The sequence below is a fragment of the Pseudomonas sp. CFBP13508 genome (assembly GCF_005233515.1).
Classification (GTDB): domain Bacteria; phylum Pseudomonadota; class Gammaproteobacteria; order Pseudomonadales; family Pseudomonadaceae; genus Aquipseudomonas; species Aquipseudomonas mercuritolerans.
This window is the reverse complement of the sequence record NZ_QFZZ01000002.1, coordinates 790,809-814,854: the sequence shown is the minus strand read 5'-3', so window position 1 is coordinate 814,854 and position 24,046 is coordinate 790,809. Positions and strand designations below refer to the sequence as shown.

26 protein-coding genes and 1 riboswitch are annotated in these 24,046 nt (G+C 60.6%); of the genes, 14 read left to right on the top strand and 12 right to left on the bottom strand.

The features are described from left to right. Window positions 1-68 precede the first annotated feature (68 nt). Window positions 69-284, bottom strand: a complete 216-nt coding sequence (locus PspCFBP13508_RS08120) for a TIGR02450 family Trp-rich protein (RefSeq protein WP_130909547.1) — start codon at window positions 282-284, stop codon at window positions 69-71. Continuing rightward, window positions 281-1,267 (bottom strand): NAD(P)/FAD-dependent oxidoreductase, encoded by a 987-nt coding sequence (locus PspCFBP13508_RS08115; protein WP_130909546.1) that lies wholly within the window; start codon window positions 1,265-1,267, stop codon window positions 281-283. The genes PspCFBP13508_RS08120 and PspCFBP13508_RS08115 overlap by 4 nt, the downstream gene beginning before the upstream one ends. Before the next feature lie 197 nt (window positions 1,268-1,464). Between PspCFBP13508_RS08115 and PspCFBP13508_RS08110 the strand changes: the two genes are divergently transcribed. Continuing rightward, window positions 1,465-2,367, top strand: a complete 903-nt coding sequence (locus PspCFBP13508_RS08110) for a TIGR01777 family oxidoreductase (protein WP_137214152.1) — start codon at window positions 1,465-1,467, stop codon at window positions 2,365-2,367. Window positions 2,368-2,380: 13 nt separating this feature from the next. Next, on the top strand, window positions 2,381-3,406 hold the full coding sequence (gene hemH / locus PspCFBP13508_RS08105; RefSeq protein ID WP_137214151.1) for a ferrochelatase: 1,026 nt from the start codon (window positions 2,381-2,383) through the stop codon (window positions 3,404-3,406). 104 nt (window positions 3,407-3,510) lie between these two features. Here the strand turns inward: hemH and PspCFBP13508_RS08100 are convergent, their stop codons facing one another. After that, window positions 3,511-4,785: a uracil-xanthine permease family protein gene (locus PspCFBP13508_RS08100; RefSeq protein ID WP_016773229.1), complete on the bottom strand. Its 1,275-nt coding sequence runs from the start codon at window positions 4,783-4,785 to the stop codon at window positions 3,511-3,513. Between the two features lie 2 nt (window positions 4,786-4,787). Continuing rightward, window positions 4,788-5,426 carry a uracil phosphoribosyltransferase gene (gene upp / locus PspCFBP13508_RS08095; RefSeq protein ID WP_090286199.1) on the bottom strand — a complete coding sequence of 213 codons (639 nt, stop codon included), beginning with the start codon at window positions 5,424-5,426 and terminating at the stop codon, window positions 4,788-4,790. Between the two features lie 164 nt (window positions 5,427-5,590). On the opposite strand from upp, the gene PspCFBP13508_RS08090 reads away from it, so the two are divergent. The 4 genes from PspCFBP13508_RS08090 to PspCFBP13508_RS08075 all read left to right on the top strand — a co-directional run bounded on the left by PspCFBP13508_RS08090 (window position 5,591) and on the right by PspCFBP13508_RS08075 (window position 7,520). Continuing rightward, window positions 5,591-6,148 carry a hypoxanthine-guanine phosphoribosyltransferase gene (locus PspCFBP13508_RS08090; RefSeq protein ID WP_016773231.1) on the top strand — a complete coding sequence of 186 codons (558 nt, stop codon included), beginning with the start codon at window positions 5,591-5,593 and terminating at the stop codon, window positions 6,146-6,148. 4 nt (window positions 6,149-6,152) lie between these two features. Next, complete coding sequence (locus PspCFBP13508_RS08085) at window positions 6,153-6,626, top strand: WbuC family cupin fold metalloprotein (protein WP_137214150.1); 474 nt, start codon at window positions 6,153-6,155, stop codon at window positions 6,624-6,626. Between the two features lie 63 nt (window positions 6,627-6,689). After that, window positions 6,690-7,169: a hypothetical protein gene (locus PspCFBP13508_RS08080; protein ID WP_130910479.1), complete on the top strand. Its 480-nt coding sequence runs from the start codon at window positions 6,690-6,692 to the stop codon at window positions 7,167-7,169. Between the two features lie 63 nt (window positions 7,170-7,232). Then, complete coding sequence (locus PspCFBP13508_RS08075) at window positions 7,233-7,520, top strand: PA4642 family protein (protein WP_137214149.1); 288 nt, start codon at window positions 7,233-7,235, stop codon at window positions 7,518-7,520. Window positions 7,521-7,670: 150 nt separating this feature from the next. Here the strand turns inward: PspCFBP13508_RS08075 and mqo are convergent, their stop codons facing one another. Continuing rightward, window positions 7,671-9,179, bottom strand: coding sequence for a malate dehydrogenase (quinone) (gene mqo, locus PspCFBP13508_RS08070; protein ID WP_024014277.1), 1,509 nt, complete (start codon window positions 9,177-9,179; stop codon window positions 7,671-7,673). A 704-nt stretch (window positions 9,180-9,883) separates the two neighbouring features. Beyond that, a complete protein-coding gene (locus PspCFBP13508_RS08065) occupies window positions 9,884-10,117 on the bottom strand; it encodes a hypothetical protein (protein ID WP_137214148.1) in 234 nt (77 codons plus the stop codon). 205 nt (window positions 10,118-10,322) lie between these two features. Between PspCFBP13508_RS08065 and PspCFBP13508_RS08060 the strand changes: the two genes are divergently transcribed. Next, window positions 10,323-10,907 (top strand): YajG family lipoprotein, encoded by a 585-nt coding sequence (locus tag PspCFBP13508_RS08060; RefSeq protein ID WP_024014276.1) that lies wholly within the window; start codon window positions 10,323-10,325, stop codon window positions 10,905-10,907. A gap of 551 nt (window positions 10,908-11,458) precedes the next feature. Here PspCFBP13508_RS08060 and PspCFBP13508_RS08055 read toward each other — a convergent pair. Further along, complete coding sequence (locus PspCFBP13508_RS08055) at window positions 11,459-11,665, bottom strand: hypothetical protein (protein WP_016770662.1); 207 nt, start codon at window positions 11,663-11,665, stop codon at window positions 11,459-11,461. A gap of 193 nt (window positions 11,666-11,858) precedes the next feature. Here PspCFBP13508_RS08055 and PspCFBP13508_RS08050 point away from each other — a divergent pair, with 193 nt between their 5' ends. Then, complete coding sequence (locus tag PspCFBP13508_RS08050; RefSeq protein ID WP_137214147.1) at window positions 11,859-12,137, top strand: hypothetical protein; 279 nt, start codon at window positions 11,859-11,861, stop codon at window positions 12,135-12,137. 97 nt (window positions 12,138-12,234) lie between these two features. Here the strand turns inward: PspCFBP13508_RS08050 and PspCFBP13508_RS08045 are convergent, their stop codons facing one another. Next, window positions 12,235-13,398 carry a 1-acyl-sn-glycerol-3-phosphate acyltransferase gene (locus tag PspCFBP13508_RS08045; RefSeq protein WP_174823868.1) on the bottom strand — a complete coding sequence of 388 codons (1,164 nt, stop codon included), beginning with the start codon at window positions 13,396-13,398 and terminating at the stop codon, window positions 12,235-12,237. Window positions 13,399-13,539: 141 nt separating this feature from the next. Between PspCFBP13508_RS08045 and PspCFBP13508_RS08040 the strand changes: the two genes are divergently transcribed. From PspCFBP13508_RS08040 to PspCFBP13508_RS08030, 3 genes are read left to right on the top strand one after another with little or no spacing between them, the layout of a single operon-like run. Then, on the top strand, window positions 13,540-13,722 hold the full coding sequence (locus PspCFBP13508_RS08040) for a CPXCG motif-containing cysteine-rich protein (protein WP_137214146.1): 183 nt from the start codon (window positions 13,540-13,542) through the stop codon (window positions 13,720-13,722). A gap of 9 nt (window positions 13,723-13,731) precedes the next feature. Beyond that, window positions 13,732-13,992, top strand: coding sequence for a DUF2007 domain-containing protein (locus PspCFBP13508_RS08035; protein WP_016773239.1), 261 nt, complete (start codon window positions 13,732-13,734; stop codon window positions 13,990-13,992). 35 nt (window positions 13,993-14,027) lie between these two features. Beyond that, complete coding sequence (locus PspCFBP13508_RS08030) at window positions 14,028-14,651, top strand: SOS response-associated peptidase (protein WP_016773240.1); 624 nt, start codon at window positions 14,028-14,030, stop codon at window positions 14,649-14,651. A 205-nt stretch (window positions 14,652-14,856) separates the two neighbouring features. Here PspCFBP13508_RS08030 and PspCFBP13508_RS08025 read toward each other — a convergent pair whose 3' ends face one another. Next, on the bottom strand, window positions 14,857-16,998 hold the full coding sequence (locus PspCFBP13508_RS08025) for a methyl-accepting chemotaxis protein (RefSeq protein WP_137214145.1): 2,142 nt from the start codon (window positions 16,996-16,998) through the stop codon (window positions 14,857-14,859). A gap of 250 nt (window positions 16,999-17,248) precedes the next feature. Here PspCFBP13508_RS08025 and PspCFBP13508_RS08020 point away from each other — a divergent pair, with 250 nt between their 5' ends. After that, the gene (locus PspCFBP13508_RS08020; protein WP_122507852.1) at window positions 17,249-18,064 is read left to right on the top strand and encodes a M48 family metallopeptidase; all 816 of its coding nucleotides are present in this window, start codon (window positions 17,249-17,251) and stop codon (window positions 18,062-18,064) included. A gap of 74 nt (window positions 18,065-18,138) precedes the next feature. On the opposite strand, the gene PspCFBP13508_RS08015 is transcribed toward PspCFBP13508_RS08020, so the two are convergent. From PspCFBP13508_RS08015 to PspCFBP13508_RS08005, 3 genes are all read right to left on the bottom strand, one after another. After that, on the bottom strand, window positions 18,139-18,723 hold the full coding sequence (locus PspCFBP13508_RS08015; RefSeq protein WP_133338294.1) for a TMEM165/GDT1 family protein: 585 nt from the start codon (window positions 18,721-18,723) through the stop codon (window positions 18,139-18,141). Window positions 18,724-18,812: 89 nt separating this feature from the next. Continuing rightward, window positions 18,813-18,935, bottom strand: a riboswitch (yybP-ykoY riboswitch). A gap of 40 nt (window positions 18,936-18,975) precedes the next feature. Beyond that, window positions 18,976-19,974 carry a class I SAM-dependent methyltransferase gene (locus tag PspCFBP13508_RS08010; RefSeq protein ID WP_016773244.1) on the bottom strand — a complete coding sequence of 333 codons (999 nt, stop codon included), beginning with the start codon at window positions 19,972-19,974 and terminating at the stop codon, window positions 18,976-18,978. A 32-nt stretch (window positions 19,975-20,006) separates the two neighbouring features. After that, window positions 20,007-20,972, bottom strand: a complete 966-nt coding sequence (locus tag PspCFBP13508_RS08005; RefSeq protein WP_137214144.1) for a 2-hydroxyacid dehydrogenase — start codon at window positions 20,970-20,972, stop codon at window positions 20,007-20,009. A gap of 241 nt (window positions 20,973-21,213) precedes the next feature. On the opposite strand from PspCFBP13508_RS08005, the gene PspCFBP13508_RS07995 reads away from it, so the two are divergent. Both PspCFBP13508_RS07995 and PspCFBP13508_RS07990 read left to right on the top strand, forming a co-directional pair. Beyond that, entirely contained in the window at window positions 21,214-21,843 is a 630-nt protein-coding gene (locus PspCFBP13508_RS07995) for a LysE family transporter (protein WP_137214143.1), read from the top strand. 266 nt (window positions 21,844-22,109) lie between these two features. After that, window positions 22,110-23,792 carry a fatty acid--CoA ligase gene (locus PspCFBP13508_RS07990; protein WP_137214142.1) on the top strand — a complete coding sequence of 561 codons (1,683 nt, stop codon included), beginning with the start codon at window positions 22,110-22,112 and terminating at the stop codon, window positions 23,790-23,792. Window positions 23,793-24,046: the final 254 nt, after the last annotated feature.

Here is a 24,046-nt window from a genome sequence, read left to right as displayed (position 1 = left end):
TGTGTCAGTCAGTGAATCCGCATCTGGCACAGCGCATTTGCGAGCAGGCTCGCTCCCACAAGGGAAATCTATTTCCAGCCGAGTAACCAGTTTTCGCTGTCTTTCAGCACCTGCCAATCCAGTCGCTCGCTACGCTGGGTCAGCACCGCCTGCAATTCAACTTCCAGCACCGTACCTTCCTCGTCGCGGATCAGTTCGGTCACCAAAAAATGTTTTTCGCGGTTTTGCGGCTGGGCTGCTGTCCACTTCGACAGCAGCAATTTGCGCGGATTGATGCGATTCATTGCAGGTGTTCGTGCAAGCGACGTGCAGCCTCCTGACCGCTCAGCCAGGCGCCTTCAACGCGGCCCGACAGGCACCAGTCGCCACAGGCGTACAGGCCCAGATCGACATCGGCCAGCGTGGTCCATTCATGGCCGGTAGCGGGGCGGGCGTAGAGCCAGCGGTGGGCGAGGCTGAAGGTCGGCGCAGGCATGGCGCTGTGCAGCAGTTCGGCGAAAGCACCGTGCAAATGCTCGATCACTGCTTCCTTGGACAGATCGATATGTTGCCGGCTCCAGGCGCTGGTTGCATGCAGCACCCAGGTGTCGAGAGTGCTGTCGCGCCCGGGTTTGCTGCGGTTGCGCGCCAGCCAGTCGAGCGGGCTGTCCTGCACGAAGCAGCCTTCTATCGGCGTATCGAGTGGAGTTTCGAAGGCGAGGGCGACGGCCCAGGTCGGCTCCATTTTCACCCCGGCTGCGACGCCGGCAAGTTTCGGTGCGGCGGCCAGCAACGCGGTGGCTTGCGGTGCCGGTGTGGCGATCACCACATGGCTGAAGGGGCCGTGGGTGCAGCCGTCGGCGTCCTGCAGATGCCAGTGTTCTTCACCGCGATAGACTTCGGTGATGCGGCAGGCGAACTGCACATCCAGACCATCGAGCAGGCCACGGGTGATGGCGCTCATCCGCGGCGTGCCGACCCAGCGGGTCTGCTCGTCCGGCGACATGTTCAGTTGCCCGCCCTGGAAGGTGTACAACTGCGGCGTCCATTCGGCGGCCCAGCCCTGGCTCTGCCAGCGCTGCACCTCGGTGACGAAGCGCCTGTCGCGCGCGGTGAAGTATTGAGCGCCCATGTCCAGCGAGCCAGCGTCGCTGCGCTTGCTCGACATGCGCCCGCCGCTGCCGCGGCTTTTATCGAACAGTTGAACGGTATGCCCGGTCTCTGTCAGAGCCTGGGCGGCGGAGAGCCCGGCGATGCCGGTGCCGATGATTGCGATAGGTACAGTCATAGGGGCCTCGTTTACCTTTCTGTACAGACTACGCCGTCGATCAAACCTGTACAATTCTGTTTTTTGGTATAACTTCTAGCGTTCTCGTTCTGACAGCTTGGCCTATTGTTAAACCATAGAGCCTGCCCGATAGAAAAGATCCCTGCCTATAAAAATAGACTAGTGATCCGGGTTAAACGCCACGCGAGGAAGATGTCATGCACATATTGCTGACCGGCGGTACTGGTTTGATCGGACGTCAGCTCTGCCGGCACTGGCTGGAGCAGGGCCATCGCCTGACGGTGTGGAGTCGCCGCGCGGAAAAAGTCGCGCAGATCTGCGGCGCGCAAGTGCGCGGGATTGCCCGTCTGGAAGACCTCGGCGAAGAGCCGCTGGATGCGATCGTCAATCTCGCCGGCGCGCCGATTGCCGACCGCCCCTGGACCCATCGACGCAAGGCGTTGCTGTGGAGCAGCCGCATCACCCTGACGGAAACGCTGCTGGCGTGGCTGGAAACCCGCGCGCAGAAACCGGCGCTGCTGATTTCCGGCTCGGCGATCGGCTGGTACGGCGACGCTGGCGAACGCGAGTTGACTGAAGAATCGCCGCCCGGCATCGACGACTTCGCCAGTCAGTTGTGCATCGCCTGGGAAGAAACCGCGCTGCGTGCCGAGAATCTCGGCATCCGTGTGGTGCTGGTGCGAACCGGTCTGGTGCTGTCGGCCGAGGGCGGCTTTTTGTCGCGGCTGTTGCTGCCGTTCAAGCTCGGGCTGGGCGGGCCTTTGGGCAATGGTCGGCAGTGGATGCCATGGATTCACATCGACGATCAAATCGCCCTGATTGATTTTCTTCTGCACCGGAATCAGGCGAGCGGTCCTTATAATGCCTGCGCGCCGAAACCTGTGCGCAACCGCGAATTTGCCAAGACGCTGGGCAGTGTGTTGCACCGCCCGGCGTTCATGCCGATGCCGACCCTGGCGCTGAAGGTCATGCTCGGCGAACTGTCACTGTTATTGCTCGGCGGCCAGCGCGCCACGCCGGCACGCTTGCTCGAAGCGGGGTTCGCTTTCCGCTTTACGGATTTACGCGCGGCTCTGGATGATCTCTCCAGCCGCCTCTGAAATAGGACGTTGCATGACCGATCACGCTTTGCTTCTGGTCAACCTGGGCTCTCCGGCCTCCACCTCGGTGGCCGATGTGCGCAGCTACCTCAATCAATTTCTTATGGACCCGTACGTGATCGACCTGCCATGGCCGCTGCGGCGGTTGCTGGTGTCGCTGATCCTGATCAAGCGCCCCGAGCAATCGGCCCATGCCTACGCCTCGATCTGGTGGGAGGAGGGCTCGCCGCTGGTGGTGCTCAGCCGCCGCTTGCAGGAGCAGATGACCCGGACGTGGAAACACGGCCCGGTGGATCTGGCGATGCGTTATGGCGAGCCGTCGATCGAAACCTGTCTGCTGCGTCTGGTCAAAGCGGGACATAAGAAGATCACGCTGGCGCCGCTGTATCCGCAGTTCGCCGACAGCACCACGACCACCGTGATCGAAGAAGCCCGGCGCGTACTGCGCGAGAAGAAGCTCGATGTGCAGTTGTCGATCCTGCAACCGTTCTACGATCAGCCGGAATACATCGAAGCACTGGCCGCCAGCGCGCGTCCGCATCTGCAGCAGGATTACGATCATCTGCTGCTGAGCTTTCACGGCTTGCCGGAGCGGCATCTGAGCAAACTCGACCCGACGGGCAATCACTGCCTCAAGGGCGCCGATTGCTGCCAGACCGCCTCGCCGGCGGTATTGGCAACCTGTTACCGCGCGCAGTGTTTCCGTACCGCCGCCGCCTTCGCCAAAACCATGGGCCTGCCGGACGGCAAATGGTCGGTGTCGTTTCAGTCACGCCTGGGCCGGGCGAAATGGATCGAGCCGTATACCGAAGCGCGGCTGGATGAACTGGCGAAAAGCGGGGTGAAAAAGATTCTGGTGATGTGCCCGGCGTTCGTCGCTGACTGCATCGAGACGCTGGAAGAGATTGGCGATCGCGGTAGGGAACAGTTCCGCGAAGCGGGGGGCGAGGAACTGGTACTGGTGCCGTGCCTGAACGACGACCCGCAATGGGCCAAGGCGCTGGCGACCCTCTGCGAAAGAGCGCCGCTGGCCCTTTAAAAGCTTCGCGAGCAGGCTCGCTCCCACAGGGGAAATACATTCCAATCTGTGGGAGCGAGCCTGCTCGCGAATGCTATCTGTCAGGCGATGAAGATCTGAAAGCCTTAGATCAGCGGCTCATCCGCCTTCTTCTGCTTCCAGCCATCATTGCCCGGCAGGATCAGGTTCAGCGCAATCGCCACCACCGCGCACAGCGCGATGCCTTTGAGGCCGAAGTCATCCGGGCCGGTGCCGGTTCCGACCAGCACACCGCCGATACCGAACACCAGCGTCACCGAAACAATCACCAGGTTGCGCGCTTCGCCCAGGTCGATCTTGTGGCGGATCAGGGTGTTCATGCCCACCGCCGCAATCGAACCGAACAACAGGCACAGAATCCCACCCATCACCGGCACCGGAATGCTCTGCAGCAGCGCGCCGAATTTGCCGATGAACGCCAGGGTGATGGCGAAGATCGCCGCCCAGGTCATGATTTTCGGGTTGTAGTTCTTGGTCAGCATCACCGCGCCGGTCACTTCGGCGTAAGTGGTGTTGGGCGGGCCGCCGAACAGGCCGGCAGCAGTGGTGGCGATGCCGTCACCGAGCAGGGTGCGATGCAGGCCCGGCTTCTTCAGGTAATCGCGACCGGTCACGCTGCCCACGGCAATCACGCCGCCGATGTGCTCGATCGCCGGGGCCAGTGCCACCGGAACGATGAACAGAATCGCCTGCCAGTTGAACTCCGGCGCGGTGAAGTGCGGCAGGGCGAACCACGGCGCTGCAGCAATTTTCGCGGTGTCGACCACGCCGAAATAGAACGACATGGCAAAGCCCACCAGCACCCCGGAAATGATCGGCACCAGACGGAAAATGCCCTTGCCGAACACTGCCACGATCAGCGTGGTCAGCAGCGCCGGCATGGAAATCATCATCGCTGTTTGATAGTGAATCAGCTCGGTGCCGTCGCCGGCCTTGCCCATCGCCATGTTCGCGGCAATCGGCGCCATGGCCAGGCCGATGGAAATGATCACCGGACCAATCACCACCGGTGGCAGCAAACGGTCAATGAAGCCCGTGCCTTTGATCTTCACGGCGAGGCCGAGGAAGGTGTAGACGAAACCGGCCGCCATCACCCCGCCCATGGTCGCGGCGAGGCCGAACTGGCCCTTGGCGAGAATGATCGGTGTGATGAAAGCGAAGCTCGACGCGAGGAACACCGGCACCTGTCTCCCGGTGACGATCTGGAACAGGATCGTCCCCAGACCCGCGGTGAACAGTGCCACGTTGGGGTCCAGGCCGGTGATCAGCGGCATCAGCACCAAGGCGCCGAAGGCCACGAACAGCATCTGCGCGCCGGACAGTACCGTGCGCCAGAGCGGATCGTTGAACTCTTGCTGCATGGTTACGCGTCCTTCTGCTTGGTGCCGAAGATCTTGTCACCGGCGTCGCCAAGCCCAGGAATGATGTAGCCGTGCTCGTTCAAACGTTCATCGATGGACGCGGTGTAGATGGTCACGTCCGGGTGCGCCTTTTCTACGGCAGCAATGCCTTCCGGCGCGGCCACCAGGACCATGGCGCGGATGTCGCGGCAACCGGCCTTTTTCAGCAGGTCGATGGTGGCAACCATGGAACTGCCGGTGGCGAGCATCGGGTCAATGATCATCGCCAGGCGTTCGTCGATTTCCGGTACCAGTTTTTCCAGGTAGGTGTGCGCTTGCAGGGTTTCTTCGTTGCGGGCAACGCCCACAGCAGAAACCTTGGCGCCCGGGATCAGGCTGAGCACGCCTTCAAGCATGCCGATGCCGGCACGCAGGATCGGCACGACGGTGATCTTCTTGCCGGCGATCTTCTCCACCGACACGGTGCCGCACCAGCCGGCAATGTCGTAGGATTCGAGCGGCAGGTCTTTTGTAGCTTCATAGGTCAACAGGGCGCCGACTTCCTGAGCGAGCTCGCGGAAATTCTTGGTGCTGATGTCAGCGCGGCGCATCAGGCCGAGTTTATGACGGATCAGCGGATGGCGGATCTCGAGGATGGGCATGGGAAAGGCTCCGGCGGCGGGCAAAAAAACCGGCCTAGATTAATCTATCCGAGGGTGATGTCCTATAGGACATTCTGTACGTTAGTCCATAAGAGCTTGATTCGACCTCGCGGGATGCGTACCTTTGCCCGCTTTTCCAATTCCGCCAACCCCTGGAGAGCGCCATGTCCGCTGATCTTGAGCATATCCGTCAAATCATGCGAGAGGCTGACTGCCTGTACACCGAGTCTGAAGTCGAGGCGGCCATCGCCCGCGTCGGTGCACAAATCAACGAACAACTGGCTGACAGCAATCCGGTGGTGTTCTGCGTGATGAACGGCGGCCTGATCTTCTCCGGCAAACTGCTGACGCATCTGCAATTCCCGCTGGAAGCGTCCTACCTGCACGCGACCCGTTATCGCAACGAAACCAGCGGCGGCGATCTGTTCTGGAAAGCCAAGCCGGAAGTTTCGTTTATCGACCGCGACGTGCTGATCATCGACGACATTCTCGATGAAGGTCATACCCTGGGCGCGATTATCGACTTCTGCAAACACGCCGGCGCACGCAAAGTGCACACCGCCGTGCTGATCGACAAGGACCACGACCGCAAGGCGCGCCCGGACCTGAAAGCCGATTTCGTCGGCCTGCCGTGCATCGACCGCTACATCTTCGGCTACGGCATGGACTACAAGGGCTACTGGCGCAACGCCAACGGGATTTACGCGGTTAAAGGAATGTAAAGCGATGGGTACGCCTGGCTTTCTTGATCAAACGCTGTTCGCTGAGTTGGCCGAGAAAGCCGCGCACAATCCCCGCGGACGCCAGCATCACAACTTCCATCAGATGGAAGAAGCCTGTCATCGCATGGCGGTGGGGCTGCAACCGCACACCTACATCCAGCCTCATCGTCATCTGGGTGATAACAAGGCTGAAACGTTGCTGGTGCTCAAGGGGCGGCTGGGGCTGCTGATTTTCGACGAAAACGGTAGCGTGTTGAAAAAGCAGGTTCTGCAGGCCGGCGGGGACTGTGTCGGTGTGGATCTGCCGACGAACGTCTTTCACGGACTGGTCGTACTGGAAGCCGACAGCCTGATGTTCGAATGCAAGGCCGGACCCTATCGCCCGGTCGGTGAAGGCGAACTCGCCCCATGGGCACCGCGTGATGGCGAGCCCGGTGTCGCTGACTATCAGGCCTGGATGCGCAAGCAGTTCGATTGAATCGGCGCATTGATTTGCGCAGGTGCATGCTAGAGTTCTTGGCCCCGCCCTCCGGAGTCTGTCATGCGCCTCTTGATCCGCAGTCTCGCCGCCCTGTTGCTGACCCTCTGCCTGCCGTTGTCCGCTGCGCCGATGCACAGCCAGTTCCTGCCGCCGGACGATCTGACCCTGCGTGATGCTGACCCCGAGCAGCAGCAACTGCTGCAGGTCAGCGAGTATTCGGTGGTGGTCGGTGCGCAGCGCCAGTCCAATCAGCAGCCGATTCCGGTCACCTCATCCTTGTTGATCCGCCTCAAAGGCAAGTCGCTGAACAAGGGCGCGACGATCAGCCAGGTGCTGGTGAGTTTTGACGGCGAAAGCAAAAGCCTGAAAAAGCCGGCCTACGATGACAAAAGCAAAACCCTGACGCTGTTCTATCCATTGGCGCAATACCGCGTGGTGATGGATCTGCTGCGCAACGACACGGTGTATGTGCAGTTCCTCAGTTATGCCAACGGCCACATCTGGGCGGATTTGCACACCGGGGCGATTCGTCCGCGTTGAGCCGGGCGGTCGGGCAGGGGTAAACTGCCCGCCCCGTGTCATGTCTGCGAGCTGGAGTCGGCAATGCGTAAAGATAAGAAACAAGTGGTTGGTGACGAGATCGGCGATGAGCAGATCAAGCTGTTCCTCGATTTTGAGCCGGTCGACGCCACTTCGCCGTCGCTGCACAAACTGATCAAGGCCTATCGTGGTTTGCGCATCGATGATTTCGAGCGCTTTCTGGGCTTCTTCGTTGCGGCGGGTTATGACGTTGATGGCAAGGATGAGCAGGGCCAGACCTTCGTTGACCTGATCGCCGATCAGCGCAACGCCCCGGAATACATTGAACTGATCGAAAAGTCCCGCGGTTAAGGGCAAAAGACAAGATCAACAGATCGCAGCCTTCGGCAGCTCCTACATGGGATTTATGTTGGCCCTGTAGGAGCTGCCGAAGGCTGCGATCTTTTGATTCTGGCGTCCATAAAAAACGCCCCGATTGGGGCGTTTTTTCATGCCGCAAGATCAAGCGAAGCTTGGTGTCTCGCTGCTTTCTTCAACCAGTTCCAGGGCGATGTTGTTCTGCGTGTTGATCTTGCGATACAGCGCAGCATCGGTTTCCAGAACCTTTTCACGGGCCGGGAAGATCTCCGCCAGTTTGCTTGCCCACTCGCCGGACGCCTTGGCCGGGAAGCACTTCTCGATCAGCTCGAGCATGATCGAAACGGTCACCGACGCACCTGGCGATGCGCCGAGCAGGGCAGCGAGGGAGCCGTCCTTCGCTGCGACCAGTTCGGTACCGAACTGCAGGATGCCGCCCTTTTTCGGGTCCTTCTTGATGATCTGCACCCGTTGGCCGGCCACTTCCAGGCGCCAGTCTTCGGCTTTCGCCTGCGGGTAGAAACGCCGCAGCGATTCCAGACGCTGTTCCATCGACTGCATCACTTCGCTGACGAGGTACTTGGTCAGGTCCATGTTGTTTTTCGCCACCGCCAGCATCGGCCCGATGTTGCCGGCGCGCACCGACATCGGCAGGTCCATGAAGGAGCCGTGCTTGAGGAACTTGGTGGTGAAACCGGCGTACGGCCCGAACAGAAGGGATTTCTTGCCATCGACTACGCGGGTATCGAGGTGCGGCACCGACATCGGTGGCGAACCCACGGCCGCCTGGCTATAGACCTTGGCCTGGTGGTGCTTGACTACTTCCGGGTTATCGCAACGCAGCCACTGGCCACTGATCGGGAAGCCGCCGAAGCCTTTGCTTTCTTCGATGCCCGAAGCCTGCAGCAACGGCAGGGCCGCGCCACCGGCACCGAGGAAGACAAACTTTGCGTCGACTTCGCGGGTGTTGCCGTTGTTGACGTCCTTGATGCTGACGGTCCAGCCGGCGCCGTTACGCTTGAGGCCGGTCACGCGCTTGCAGTATTTGACCTGGGTGTCCGGGGCGCTGCTCAAGTGCTTGAGCAACTGATTGGTCAGGGCGCCGAAGTTGACGTCGGTGCCGTTCATCACTCGGGTGGCAGCCAGGACTTCGTCGGGCGAGCGGCCCGGCATCATCAGCGGCATCCACTCGGCCATCTTGCCTTTGTCTTCGGTGTACTCCATGTCGGCAAACGCGTGGTGCTTGCTCAACACGTTGAAGCGTTCCTTGAGGAACGACACACCGCTCTCGCCCTGAACGAAACTCAGGTGCGGAACCGGGCTGATGAAGGATTTGCACGAGCCGAACGTGCCCTTCTTGGTCAGGTACGACCAGAACTGCTTCGACACCTCGAACTGGGTGTTGATGTGCACGGCTTTCTTGATGTCGACGCTGCCATCGGCAGCCTGCGGCGTGTAGTTCAGCTCGCACAGGCCGGCGTGACCGGTACCGGCGTTGTTCCACGGATTGGAACTCTCGGCAGCACCGGAATCCATCAGCTCAACGACTTCCAGCTTGATCGCGGGGTCGAGCTCTTTGAGCAGTACGGCCAGGGTGGCACTCATGATGCCGGCCCCTACCAGAACTACGTCGACTGCTTCGTTATGCGCCATTTAACGCGTCTCCCAAATCTGCAGCACCAAATTGTCGGCATGGCTGCCAGGCGTTCCAGGGCAGATCAGTGGGCCCGGGCTATCCGTGGTCAGGTTGGCCATGTCCGAATCTTCGCAATTTTTCGCAACTTCGACGGATGCGTGCGGCCTGGTTTCAAGCGTTCCATGAACGCATTTTCACGCAGGGCTGGCAATTCGACTTATGGTCGAGACATCCGTTTTCGTGCAACCAAATCCGTAGCGGACAGGCTTCAGGCTCCGATGTTCGAGGTATACCCGGTCCTGTGTCGTTGGGCTGTTTCGGACGCTAATGGTGCATGTTCAGACGCAAAACTATTCATTTGCTCGCCACACTCTTGTGAAGTTGTGAAAACCCGTTTTTTTCACGCTCTTTTGAAGACGTGAACCTCAAAAAAGGGCTGCCTTGGCCTGGCACCTGCCCGCAAGGGCAAAACAACGCGGTGGCCGAGCGAATGACAGCTCTGCAGATTCGCGAAAAGCGGGTTTTTGCCGGAAGAACAGGCAAGCGCGCCAACTTCACTCGATCTGTGTGGGCGGCTCTCTGTGGGCGATTTTGATGTCGATGCATGCGCATTGACGCTGTTGCGGGGCCCGATCAGGAGACGTCCTTATAATCGGGGGGAGATTGTAGCGAAGAAATGCGCGCAGTTGCTCGTGTTTAATGACTTTTATTAGGCATCCGGTCAGATGCTCAACTGCACCTGAGCCCGTGCGCGCATTTGTCGCGTTACGACCCGGGCGCTGGCGGGCAGCGGCTGGTTCAACCAGGTCAGGCGGATTTCTTCGATTTCCACCCAGCCGTCGCCCATCGGTTGCAGGCTGCACTGCTTGAAAGCCTGGCAATGACCGTTGCGGTCGAGCAGGGCGAAGCTGCGATGCAGCGGGCGAGGGGCGAACAGCGAGATCAGATAACGCATGGCAGAGTTCCTTGAAGGAGGACTGCTTTGAAGCTTGTCGGCGAGGCATGACGCCGCGGTGTATGGACGGTGAAGAATGTGTGACAGGAACCGCTTTCGGCGGGGTTTGTCAGACATTTCAGTATTCACTGCGCGGCGCTGGTTACGCGCAGTGGCCCACCGCTATACTGCCGGCCTGTTTGTGCCTGATTCTGGAGAGAAGAGCATGTTGCAACGCCTGTTGTTCGGTTTGATCACTGTCGCCGGTTTGACCCTGGCCGGCTGCGCCCACAGCCCGCAACAACTGAATCCGGAGCCGAAGCTGACCACGCAACTGCCAGCGGTCGGTCGTGGCCAGCCTGTCATCGTGCGTGTGGTCGATGGTCGTCCGTCGCCAACCCTGGGCACCCGTGGCGGTCTGTACCCGGAAACCAGCGCCATCACCGTGCAGCGCGAGCAGATCCTGCCCAAGCTGCAGGCCCAGGCCGAAGCCGCCGTGCGTCTGCTCGGCTTCACCCCGACCACTAACGCACCCAACGCGCCGCAGCTGACCGTGACCCTGGCCGAGTTGAAATATCAGTCGCCGAAAGAAGGCATGTACGTGACCGAAGCAACCATCGGCGCAACCTTCCGCTCTGACGTGCAGAACGCCAACCGCCGCTACAGCGGTCGTTACGGTGCGTCGCTGGACCAGCGCTTCGGCATGGCGCCAAATCAGGAAACCAACACCAAACTGGTCAGCGATGTATTGAGCGATGCGCTGACGCGTCTGTTCAAGGACCCGACCGTGGGTCAGGTGCTCGCTGAGTAAGTTTGCAGCGAATGTGAAAAAGCCCGGGGCCAGTGATGGTTCCGGGCTTTTTTTGGATCTGGGATTTGTGTCGTATGGGAAATCGATTCCCCTCACCCCAGCCCTCTCCCGAGGGAGAGGGAGCCGATCGCGTGTGCTTCGAAACCTGAGTTCGGCGCGGTATCTTAAGTCGGCGTATCTACCGCAAACACCTCGGTCAGTCCCCTCTCCCGAGGGAGAGGGAGCTGATCGCGTGTGCTTCGAAACCTGAGTTCGGCGCGGTATCTCATGTCGGCGTATCTACCGCAAACACCTCGGTCAGTCCCCTCTCCGGAGGGAGAGGGAGCTGATCGCGTGTGCTTCAAAACCTGAGTTCGGCGCGGTATCTCATGTCGGCGTATCTACCGCAAACACCTCGGTCAGTCCCCTCTCCGGAGGGAGAGGGAGCCGATCGCGTGTGCGTCAAAAACCTGAGTTCGGCGCGGTATCTTAAGTCGGCGTATCTACCGCAAACACCTCGGTCAGTCCCCTCTCCCTCTGGGAGAGGGCTAGGGTGAGGGTGCTTTTGACGTTCAGGCAGCCTGGGAATAGAAATCGAGCACACTCACGCCAGTCAACAAATCGGTCTCGGGCAAGTCCGCGTGCTGATGCCCGCCCAGCGCGCAATACACCAGCCAGTGTCGATCCTGCACGTTGAAGGCAAGGCTGCCGACCAGGCTTTGCTGGTCGTCGTAAGGGGTGATGAGGTACAGGCGATCCTGGTTTTCCGCGTGCAGCATGTCGCATTCCATTCGGGTTTCGAGGCGCGCAGGGTGAAGCATCCACGTGACGATGCCATGACACAGGACAGCCATCGGTCGATTGTCAGGTTATTTGTCGCAAAGGCTGGGGCAGGGTGGGCCGGTTTGGGTAGAATCCGCGCCGCGGTCGTCGGTCTGGCGTCTGCCACACCGGTTAAGTTCGAGGTCTGTGATGTCGCTGCACTTGATGACGCTGTTTGCCGCCCATCCCGCCAAGTTGATCAACCTGCTGGCCTTGCTGCTGGCCTTTCCGGGCAGCTGGCTGCTGCACGCGACCCGCCGCCGTGAGCAACGCGCCCAGGCCAGTCTCGCCGCCCAGCGCCAGGCGCAGCCGAATGCCGAGCCGATCCTCGATTGGGCGACGTTGCGCATGAACCGATTCTTCTATCGTTTTGGTTTTGCCTGCCTGGGGCTTGCTCTGATCGTCTCCTGGATCAGCACGCGCTTCTGAAAGCAAAAGATCGCAGCCTTCGGCAGCTCCTACAGGATGTACATCATTCCCATGTAGGAGCTGCCGAAGGCTGCGATCTTTTGATCTTGCTGTTGCTTTACAGCGGCAACCCAGCCTTGACCCGGTATTGATTACGCACCGGCGTCGCATATTGCAGCACCAGGTACGGCCGATGCTCAGCTGGGCAGGCATCCAATCGGCTTTGCCACTCATCCTGCGCCTTGGCCAGTTCGTCAGCCGGGAACACCTCGGCCGCTTTCGGCACATTCAGTTGCGGATCGGCATCCGCCCACTGCGCGTACGCCAGGTAATGCACCGGGAACAACCGGTAGCCGCCGAGAATCTGCTTGTCCATTTCGATCGCCAATTGCTTGGTGTCTTCAAACACCTCGGTGATCGGCGCGGCAAAATTCACGTGGACCCGACCCTTGTAACCGGTGATGCCCTTCGCGATGCTCACGTCATCCTCGCCCGGCGCCTTGGCGTAGGTGCCGGTGGTGGCGCGGATGTACAGTTCGCGGGCCTTGGCCTGGTCACACGGGTCGTATTCATAGCTGATCGACACCGGGGTAACGTTCAACGAACGAATCACTTCGCCGAACGGCTCGTCCTTGCGGCTCATGTGAAACATCTTGAGGATCGCCGACTCGGTGCGGTCGTCGCCGTCCTTCGCCCGACCTTCCGCCTGAGCAATCCAGATCGACGCGCAATCGTTGCGGATCGAGTGGTTGATGTACGCCGACAGCAACTGATAAGCAGCCATTTTCTCGCGACGGCCGGTGATCGAGCGGTGGACGATAAAGCTCTTGTTCAAGCGCATCAGGTCACTGACAAACGGCTTCTGCAGCAGGTTGTCGCCAATCGCGATGCGCGGTGTCGGCAGGCCGGCGTGGTACACGGCGTAGTTGACGAAGGCCGGGTCCATGACGATATCGCGGTGGTTGGCGATGAACAGGTAGGCGCTGCCGGACTTGAATTGCTCGACACCGGTATAGGTCACGCCGTCGGTGGCGCGCTCGATGGTGTGGTCGACGTAGAACTCGACTTTGTCCTGTAAGGTAGCCACGGAATTCACGTCGGCAAACTCACGACGCAGCCGATGGGCTATAAGAGGTTTGAGCATCCAGCCGAAGGCACCGGCAAAACGCGGGAAGCGGAAGTGGGTGAGGATATCTAGAAACGCCTTGTCGCCGAGCAGCCTTGCCAGTACCGCAGGTACTTCGCTGTCGTCGTAAGGTCGGATGGCATCGAATTCGCCCATCATGCTCTCTTGTTGGAAACGGCTAGGGTAAGTAAAGGGTTTGATCGAAAACCCGCGGGGCACGGTCTGAAAAGTAGCCAGACAAAAATAGCCCTGCAAATAGACCGGCGATTATACGCACAAGTCACTGGGGAGACCGCGATGCTGGAAAATGCACGCTATGAATGTCCGTATTGCGGTGAGGAAGTCGAGACCACGCTGGATTTGTCCGGCGGCGATCAAACGTATATCGAAGACTGCCAGGTGTGCTGTCGTCCGATCACCTTTGTCCTGCAGGTACATGAAGAAGAGTGGCACTTGGAAGTCTTCAGCGAAAACGAGTGAGGGCCGCGTATGCAGCGCATCTACGAACCGGCGAACCTGATGGAGGGCGAAATGCTCAAGGGCATGCTTGCCACTGAGGGGATCGAGGCGCATCTGATCGGCCGTGATCTGGTGGGCGGTGCGGGTGAATTGCCGATCTTCGGCCTGCTCTGGCTGTCGGTGGATAACGATCAGGCCGAATACGCCCGCGAGTTGATCACCGCGTACAATGCCGCGCTGCCGCTGCCCGGCGACGAACCGGAAAGCTTTCCCGGCACGCTGGTCTGTTAGGCTGGCCTTCGTTTTATTCAGAGTCGTGTTGCCCCATGTGTGGACGTTATGCCCTGTTTCGCTGGAACCGCGACTTCGCGGCCCTGCCAGGTTTTCCCGCCGATCAACAGGCGCAGTGGAACATTTCCCCGAATGACTCGGTGCTGATGCTGCGTGCCGAAGAAGACGGCCAGCGCACCTTGGCCCGTGCGCGCTGGGGGCTGACGCCGCCGTGGCTGACCGATCTGTCGAAGACCCCGGCCCATGCCCGCGCCGAAACCGTCGCAGAACAGCCGATGTTTCGTGAGGCCTTGCGCTTGCGTCGCTGCCTGCTGCCGGCCAACGGCTTTTACGAATGGCGCGGCACCCAGCGCAAGCGGCCGTACTGGTTAACGCCGGGGGAGGGCTCGTCGTTGTTTTTCGCGGCGATCTGGGAAGCGTATCCGGTGCAGGAGCAGGTCTGGCTGAGCACGGCGGTGATTACTCAGTCGGCGGCGAGTCAGCGGCGGCCGTTGATTCTTGATGAAGCGGGGCAGGCGGCATGGCTCGATCCCGAGACGCCGCTGCATGTGTTGCAGGGTTTGCTCGCCAGTGAACCGGCGGCGCTGCGCGAGCGGGTGTTGGCGAATCTGGTGAATGATCCGAAGTTGAACGGGCCGGAGTGTTTGACCCCGGCTTGATTTGCGTGGATCAAAAGCCCCTCACCCCAGCCCTCTCCCGGAGGGAGAGGGAGCCGACCGAGGTGTCTCGCGTCAGACATCGATCTGAAAGAACCAGTCGATTATGGATTCAGCGAGGACCTGCAGATCGACGAACTTTTGAAGCATCCCCCAATCGGTTCCCTCTCCCTCCGGGAGAGGGCTAGGGTGAGGGGCTCTTGATCTTTCAGACCTTGAACTGATTGATCAACCGCCGCTGCTGTTCCGCCAGTTTGGTCAACCCGGCGCTCGCCGAACTCGACTCATCCGCACCGCCCGCCACTTCATTCGCCACCTGACCGATATTGATCACATTGCGGTTGATGTCGTCGGCCACTGCGCTTTGCTCTTCTGCCGCACTGGCGATTTGCGTGTTCATGTCGTTGATCACCGACACGGCCTGGGTAATCGTCTCCAGCGCCTCGGCCGCTTTCGCCGCGTGCTGCACGCTTTCGTCGGTGCGGTTCTGGCTGTCTTCCATCACACGCACCACATCGCGGGTGCCCTGTTGCAACTGCTGGATCATGCTCTGGATTTCTTCAGTGGCCTTCTGGGTTTTCTGCGCCAGATTGCGCACTTCATCCGCAACCACGGCAAAACCGCGACCCTGCTCGCCGGCCCGGGCGGCTTCGATTGCCGCGTTCAGTGCCAGCAGATTGGTCTGTTCAGCGATGCCGCGAATGGCGGTGAGGATGGCATTAATGTTTTCGCTGTCCTTGGCCAGCGTCTGCACCACCTCGACAGCCTTGCCGATTTCCACCGCCAGCACGCCAATCGAATTCGAGGTGTCGCGGACGATCTGCATGCCCTGGCTGGCGGCCTGGTCGGCGTGGCTTGCCGCTTGTGCGGCCTGGGTGGCGTTGCGCGCCACGTCCTGGGCGGTGGCGGTCATTTCCTGCACCGCAGTCGCCACCTGATCGATTTCGGCCATTTGTTTCTGCACGCCGATGTTGGTGCGAATGGCGATGTCGGCGGTGTGTTCCGAGGAATCGCTGACGCTCTGCACCGAGGTCACCACTTGCGTGATCATCGCCTGCAACTTGGCGAGGAAGGTGTTGAAGCCTTTGGCAATCGAGCCCAGTTCATCGCTGCGGTCGCTGCTCAAACGCCGGGTCAGATCGCCTTCGCCCTGAGCGATGTCATCGAGCATGGCGACCATTTGCTTGAGTGGCCGCGCGATGCCATGCCCCACCAGCCAGATCACCAGCAGGCCGATGCCAGCGATGATCAGGCCGACCATGGCCATGCCGAAGGTGTCGGATTTGCGTTGGGCATCAAGGTCGGCCTGGAGGTTTTGCAGATCGGCCATGACCGCGTTGAGCGGCAATTGCAGCATCAGTGTCCAGCGTGCGTCGGTCTGGCCGATGCCGAACGGCAGGTACAGTTCGATGCGGCCCTTGGCCTGATTCACCGAATAGGTGACCTCGTCGCGCTTGAGGTTGGCCAGATTGCTGGCCTGTTCGGCGTCGAGGATGTCGCTGACTTTTTCACCGAATTTGCTCGAGTCCTTGGTGTAGGCAACGATCCTCCCGTTGCCGCCGACCAGCGCCATTTCACCGGCGCCGCTGTAAAGCTTCTGGTTGGCGGCGAGCAGCATGTCCTGAATGAAATTGACCGAGAGGTCGGCACCGACGATGCCCTGGAATGCGCCGTTGACCATGATCGGTTCGATGAACGAGGCGAGCATGACGATCTTGTCACCGACCTTGTACGGTGCCGGGTCGATCACGCAGGCTTTCTTCGTCTCTTTCGAGCACAGGTAGTACTCGCTGGCGCGTATGCCGGTGGACAGGGTTTTCTGATCGTCGACATCGGCCAGTTTGTCCACGCCCAGGCTGCCGTCGGTATTGCGGAACCACCACGGCAAAAAGCGGCCGTTGGCCGGATCGATACCAACTACAGAGCTGCCGATGTAGGCCGCGTCATTGTGGTCCAGTGCGTTTTTTTCCCAGCCGATGTAGGTGCCGAGAATCTTCGGGTTCTTTTCGACGTTTTCCTTGATCAGGCTGATCAGTTGTTCGCGGCTGACGCTCAGGCGCGGCTGGCCGTCGGCGCCGGTCGCGCCGAGCAGGGCGTTCACGCGTACCAGACCGCCGGCAATCAACAGCGGCGCTTCGAGTTCGCGCTGGATCTGGCTGACCTGGGTCTGCGCGAGCGAGGTCAGGCGCTGTTCGATGACTTGCTCGAACTGCGCCTGGGTGCGCTGTTGCACCATGTCTTGAGTGCGAGCGCCGGAGAACAGCGCGTACAGCACCAGCGCCGCGACCACGCTTAGAACGATGGCGCCGGCCAGAGCGGCGACGGAAAACTGGATCGACTTGAACTTCATGGGAGCTCCGCACGCAAGAGGACAATCTGCGAGGGATTTATCGGCGGGGTGTGCAGGGCCATGAGAGACGTTGGTCGGAATCGGCCCGCGATGTCGCTGATGGATCGGTGCGCGGCGGATTCAATGCGCTTGAGGAATTTCCACGAGGTCTTGCGGCCATAGGTGAATGTACGCGCAATGCGTCCGTTGTATCTGGCGCCGATACAATTAGCCGCCTAGGATACGCCTCAGGTTTTCAGGGAGCTTTTGAATGAACAAGACATTAGTGGTAAGTGCTTTGAGCGCAGCGCTGTTGCTGGCCGGTTGTCAGTCGGTCAACACCACCAGCGGCGGCGCCGTGGGCGTGGAGCGCAAGCAGTACATGTTCAGCATGCTGTCCTCGCAAGAGGTCGATCAGATGTACGCGCAGTCGTATCAGAAGACTGTCGGCGAGGCGTCGAGCAAAGGTGTGCTGGACAAGACCAGCCCTGAAGCCAAGCGCGTGCAGACCATCGCCAACCGCTTGATCGCCCAGGCGCCAACATTCCGCCCGGACGCGGCGCAGTGGCAATGGGAAGTCAATCTGATCAAGAGCGATGAGCTCAACGCCAACTGCGGTCCCGGCGGCAAGATCATCTTCTACACCGGGCTGATCGACAGTCTGAAACTCACCGACGATGAAATCGCTGCGGTCATGGGCCATGAAATCGCCCACGCTCTGCGCGAGCACGGTCGTGAAGCGATGTCCAAGGCTTACGGTATGGAGATGGCGAAGCAGGGCGCCGGTGCCTTGTTCGGTCTGGGTCAGGACAGCCTGGCGCTGGCCGACACCGTGGCCAACTACGGCATGACCTTGCCCAACAGCCGCGCCAACGAAAACGAAGCCGACCTGATCGGCCTGGAACTGGCCGCCCGCGCCGGTTACAACCCGAACGCGGCGATCACCCTGTGGGACAAGATGAGCAAGGCTTCCGAAGGCGCGCCACCGGAATTCATGAGCACCCACCCGGCATCGAGCAGCCGCATTGCTGCGTTGCAGGCAGCGATTCCGAAGGTGATGCCGCTCTACAACAGCAGCAAGCGATAAGCTGCAAGCTGCAAGCTAAAGCAGATGTGCGTGGCTTGCAGCTTTTTACTTGCAGCTTGCAGCTTGCAGCTGCTTCAAACCCAGCCGCTGCTCTGCATCGCTTTATAAACCGCAACAATCGCCAGAATCATGAACGCCGAAGCCGCGAGGCGGCGGATCAGGGTCAGCGGCAACTTGTCCGCGGCAAAGTTACCCGCCAGCACCACCGGCACATTGGCAATCAGCATACCCACCGTGGTGCCGATAATCACCAGCCACAGTTCCGGATATTGCGCGGCGAGCATCACCGTGGCGATCTGCGTCTTGTCGCCGATTTCCGCCAGGAAGAACGCGATCAGCGTGGTCAGGAACGGCCCGAACTTGCGCGCCGTGCTGGCTTCGTCGTCATCCATTTTGTCCGGGACCAGAGTCCACAGCGCCGTGGCGGCGAAGCTGGCGGCGAGGATCCAGTGCAGGACGGCGTCGGAGAAGAAACTGCCGACCCAGGCACCTACCGCACCGGCTGCTGCGTGGTTGGCCAGGGTCGCGGCGACAATCCCGGCGATGATCGGCCAGGGTTTGCGGAAGCGAGCGGCGAGAATCAGCGCGAGCAGTTGCGTCTTGTCGCCGATTTCGGCCAAGGCAACGATAGCGGTGGGAACGAGTAGCGAGTCCAGCATCAGGGATTTCCTAAGGGGCGGGTCGACACGGCTATGACACGTACAGCCTTCCCGCCCCGGGTAAGGTGTGCGTGTCATAGGTCTTGTCAAACCCTGCGATCCGTCTGGTGCGGACGCTTGGGTCGCATACGCCATGATCTGAGGATCAAGTATGTTGACGTATGCCGGACGAGCTTGGCGCTCGTGGGAGACTACTCCCCTAGGACGGAGCGGATTCTGCCTAGGCAAATACGATTGGGCAAGAACAAATTTTCAGCCGCGCTTGGCCCGGTAGATCCGGAAACCATTGCCTTCAGCCTTGATCGCACACACGCCCAGGTGCTCCTCGATCAGCGGCTGATACTTGAGGAAGCTGTTCGCCACAAGGCGCAGTTCGCCACCGTTTTTCAGATGTTTCGCCGCTTTTCGCAGCAGGTTCTCCGTAGCAAAATAATCGGTGTGCACGCCGACATGGAATGGCGGATTGCTCAGAATCGCGCTCAAACCCATCGGCGCGGCGTCGATGCCGTCGCCGGTCAGCACTTCGGCTTCCAGGCCATTGGCGGCCAAGGTCAGACGGCTACTGGCGGCGGCGAACGCGTCGACATCCAGCAACGTCACCTGATTGTGCGGATAGCGACGTTTCACCGCAGCCCCGAGCACGCCGGCGCCGCAACCGAAATCAAGCAGATGGCCGCTCGGCAGTTTGTCCAGATGCTCCAGCAGCAGGGCACTGCCGCGATCCAGGCGACCGTGGCTGAACACGCCCGGCAGGCTGATGACTTTCAACGGCCCTTCGGCCAGCGGCAGTTCGTACGTCTGCGCCAGGCTTTCCAGCGGTTTCGCTTCAGGTGCATTGGCCACGGTGACTTGCCAGAGCTGGCAGTGGCGGGCGCTGTCGAGTTTGCGCGGCTTGCCGAACGGGTTGAGCTGTTTGGATGCGCCTTCGATGCCGCTGCGTTTTTCCCCGACCAGAAACACCTCACGCCCGGCCAGACGCGACGCCACGGCGTTGAGGATGTAGTCGGTGAGGTCCTTGGACTTGGGCAGGAACACCACAGCGCTGTCGAACTCACGCTCGGGCACGTTCACGCCGAACTGGCTGCGGCCTTCGAAACGTGCGTCCAGTGCGGCTTGGTCGCCAGCGTGCCAGCACCAGCCGAACGCATTCGGCAGACGCCCGAGCAAGTCGTCGGCAGGCAGGCCGGCCAACAGCAGCGAACCCTGGAATAACTCGGCCTGACGAAGCAGTACTTCACTGCGCGGATCCATAACTGCTCCTTGAAAAAAAGTGCCGCAGTTTATCAACTGACGACCCGCAGCGCCTCACCGCTGAAGAACGCCTGGGCGTTTTCGCTCAATTGCCCGACGATACGCTGGCGCGCCTCGCGACTGCCCCAAGCGTTATGCGGGGTGACGATCAGGCGCGGGATATCGGCGGCGAGCAGCGGATTGCCCTGGGTCGGTGGCTCGACACTCAACACATCGGTCGCCGCACCGCCGAGGTGGCCGCTACGCAAAGCGTCGGCCAGCGCTTGCTCGTCGATCAAGCCGCCACGAGCGGTATTGACCACGAATGCGCCGGGCTTCATCGCGGCCAGCTCGCCGGCGCCGATGAAGTTCCGGGTGTGCTCGTTGAGCGGGCAGTGCAGGGTCAGGGCGTCGATCTGCGGCAGCAGTTCTTCCAGCGGCAGGCGATCCGGCCGAGCCGGGCGCCCGGGAATCTGCCCAAGCAACACGCGCATGCCAAACGCTTCGGCCAACCGCGCCACGGCGCCACCGAGTTCGCCATGGCCGAGCAGGCCGAGGGTTTTGCCTTGCAGTTCGACGATCGGGTAGTCGAGCAGACAGAACTGTTTCGCCTGTTGCCAGCGGCCTGCGCCCACTGCTTGCTGATAGTCGGCCAGGCGCGTGGCGAGGTTGAGCAACAGCATGATCGTGTGTTGCGCCACCGACGGCGTGCCGTAAGCCTGGCAATTGCACACGGTGATGTCGTGAGCGCGGGCGGCAGTGAGGTCGACATTGTTGGTGCCGGTGGCGCTGATCAGGATCAGTTTCAGTTGCGGGTTGGCAGCCATCGCGGCCGCGTCGATCACGACTTTGTTGGTGATCGCCACACTGGCGCCGTGCAGGCGTTCGCTGACCTGTTCCGGCAGAGTCTGGGCGAACAGCTGCAAGTCGCTGAAGCATTCGCGCAACGGACCGAGGTCCAGATCGCCGAGATCCAGCGAAGGGTGATCAAGGAATACCGCGCGGCGCGTGTTCGTCATCAACTGTACCTTTTGTGCTGTGAGCGGAGGGCGTACTCTGCCGAGCCTACCAGATGAAACAATTGGTTACTCGACACCGAAATGCCCTGAACCACCTGTGGGAGCGAGCCTGCTCGCGAAAGCTCTGGCCCATTCAACATCTCTGTTGGCTGACCCAGCGCTTTCGCGAGCAGGCTCGCTCTCACAGGGAAAGCATTCGGCAATGAGCCCAGTGTGAACATTCGAATCCTGAGGAGCGCCCATGTACTGGACCGAGTTCTTGACCGTTGCCCTGATCCATCTTCTGGCCGTCGCCAGCCCCGGCCCGGACTTTGCCGTGGTGGTGCGCGAAAGCGTGACCCATGGCCGCCGCGCCGGCACCTGGACCGCGCTGGGCGTGGGCTCGGCGATTTTCCTGCATGTCGGCTATTCGTTGCTCGGCATCGGTCTGATCGTGTCGCAGTCGATCGTGCTGTTCAACGCGCTGAAGTGGGCCGCCGCCGCGTATCTGCTTTACATCGGCTTCAAGGCCTTGCGCGCGCAACCGGCGAAAACCGTCAACGATGACTTGCACCGGGAAACCGGCGTACGCACCGCGCGGGGCGCGTTTACCTCGGGCTTCGTCACCAACGGTCTGAACCCGAAAGCCACGCTGTTTTTCCTCTCGCTGTTCACCGTGGTGATCAACCCGCACACACCGCTGGCCGTGCAGGCCGGTTACGGGGTGTACCTGGCGGTGGCGACGGCGATCTGGTTCTGCCTGGTGGCGATGCTGTTCAGCCAGCAACGGGTGCGCGCCGGCTTCGCCCGCATGGGCCACTGGTTCGACCGCACCATGGGCGCGGTACTGATTGCTCTCGGCGTGAAAATCGCGTTCACCGAGATGCACTGACCGGTCGGCATTTTTCCCTCGCAGGAGCTGACGAGTGCAACGAGGCTGCGATCTTTTGATCTTGTTTCAGGATCAAGATCAAAAGATCGCAGCCTTCGGCAGCTCCTACAGGTGCCATATCCATTTTCTCGATGTCTGGGATGCTGGCGCAAAGCTAGCATTTGTACAGCTCTGCAAATCATTCCTTTGGCTGATTTGACTGTCATGCAGGCGCACTAGAGTACGAATCTCTCCGCCAACACCGTGCAGTCAGAAAAGGGATTCTTATGTTGCAGACTCGGGTCATTCCGCCGGCCGATGGGGCCTACCAGTATCCATTGCTGATCAAACGGCTGCTGATGTCCGGCGCCCGTTACGAGAAAACCCGCGAAATCATCTACCGCGACCAGTTGCGCTACAGCTATCCGACCCTGATCGAGCGGGTTGCGCGGCTGGCCAATGTGCTGACGGCTGCCGGCGTCAAGGCTGGTGACACCGTGGCGGTGATGGACTGGGACAGTCACCGTTACCTGGAATGCATGTTCGCCATTCCGATGATCGGCGCGGTGATTCACACCATCAATGTGCGTCTGTCGCCGGAGCAGATCCTCTACACGATGAACCACGCCGAGGACCGCTTCGTCCTGGTCAACAGCGAGTTCGTCGGGCTGTATCAGGCGATTGCGCCGCAACTGACCACGGTCGAGAAAACCCTGCTGCTGACCGATCTTCCGGAGAAAACCGCAGAGCTGCCGAACCTCGTCGGCGAATACGAGCAACTGCTGGCCGCTGCGAGTGCGCAGTACGATTTCCAGGACTTCGACGAAAACTCGGTGGCCACCACGTTCTACACCACCGGCACCACGGGCAATCCGAAAGGCGTGTATTTCACTCACCGGCAATTGGTGCTGCACACCATCGGCGTGGCGACGATCATGGGTTCGATCGACAGCGTACGCCTGCTCGGCACCAACGATGTGTACATGCCGATCACGCCGATGTTCCACGTCCACGCCTGGGGTTTGCCGTACGTGGCGACCATGCTCGGGCTCAAGCAGGTCTACCCGGGCCGTTACGATCCGGAGTATCTGGTGGAGTTGTGGCGCAAGGAGAAGGTCACCTTTTCCCATTGCGTGCCGACCATCCTGCAGATGCTGCTCAACGCCAAAGCCGCGCAAGGTGCGGATTTTGGCGGCTGGAAAATCGTCATCGGCGGCAGCGCGCTCAACCGCAGCCTGTATGAAAACGCCAAGGCCCGTGGCATTCAGCTGACGGCCGCGTACGGCATGTCGGAAACCGGGCCGCTGGTGTCCTGTGCGCACCTCAACGACGAACTGATGGCCGGCAGCGAAGACGAGCGCACCACTTACCGGATCAAGGCCGGCGTGCCGGGACCGTTGGTCGAAGCGGCGATTGTCGACGGCGAGGGCAATTTCCTTCCGGCCGACGGCGAAACCCAGGGCGAACTGGTGCTGCGCGCGCCGTGGCTGACCGAAGGCTATTTCAACGAACCGCAGAAGGGCTCCGAGCTGTGGGCCGGTGGCTGGTTGCACACCGGTGACGTCGCCACGCTCGACAGCATGGGCGTGATCGATATTCGTGATCGCATCAAGGACGTGATCAAGACCGGCGGCGAGTGGATCTCCTCCCTCGACCTTGAAGACCTCATCAGCCGGCATGCGGCGGTACGCGAAGTAGCAGTGGTGGGCATTGCCGATCCGCAGTGGGGCGAGCGCCCGTTTGCCTTGCTGGTGGTCCGCGAAGGGCAGGTGATCGGCGCACGGGAACTGAAGGAACACCTCAAACCGTTTGTCGAGCTGGGGCACCTGAGCAAGTGGGCGATCCCCAGTCAGATCGCCCTTGTTACCGAAATTCCCAAGACCAGTGTCGGCAAGCTCGACAAGAAGCGCATCCGCCTCGACATCACCGAATGGCAGGCCAACAACAGCACCTTCCTCTCGACACTTTAAGTGCCTGCTGGCGCGCCGAAACCGGCGCGCCAGACCCACCAAGCAAGCGCTTGGCTTGTGAAATCGAAAAAATCAGCCATCCTTGCCGTGCCGACTTGTGTCGGACTGGCGAAAGGACTGTTCCAGAGTGGTTGGCGGCTGCAAATCACACTTTAGAGGGATCAAGCACTACCACCCGCTGGATATAGTCCGCTCAAGGACTTTTTAGAAACGGAGCACACGCACTGAACGGGGCGAGCAACTCTGGAGCGATT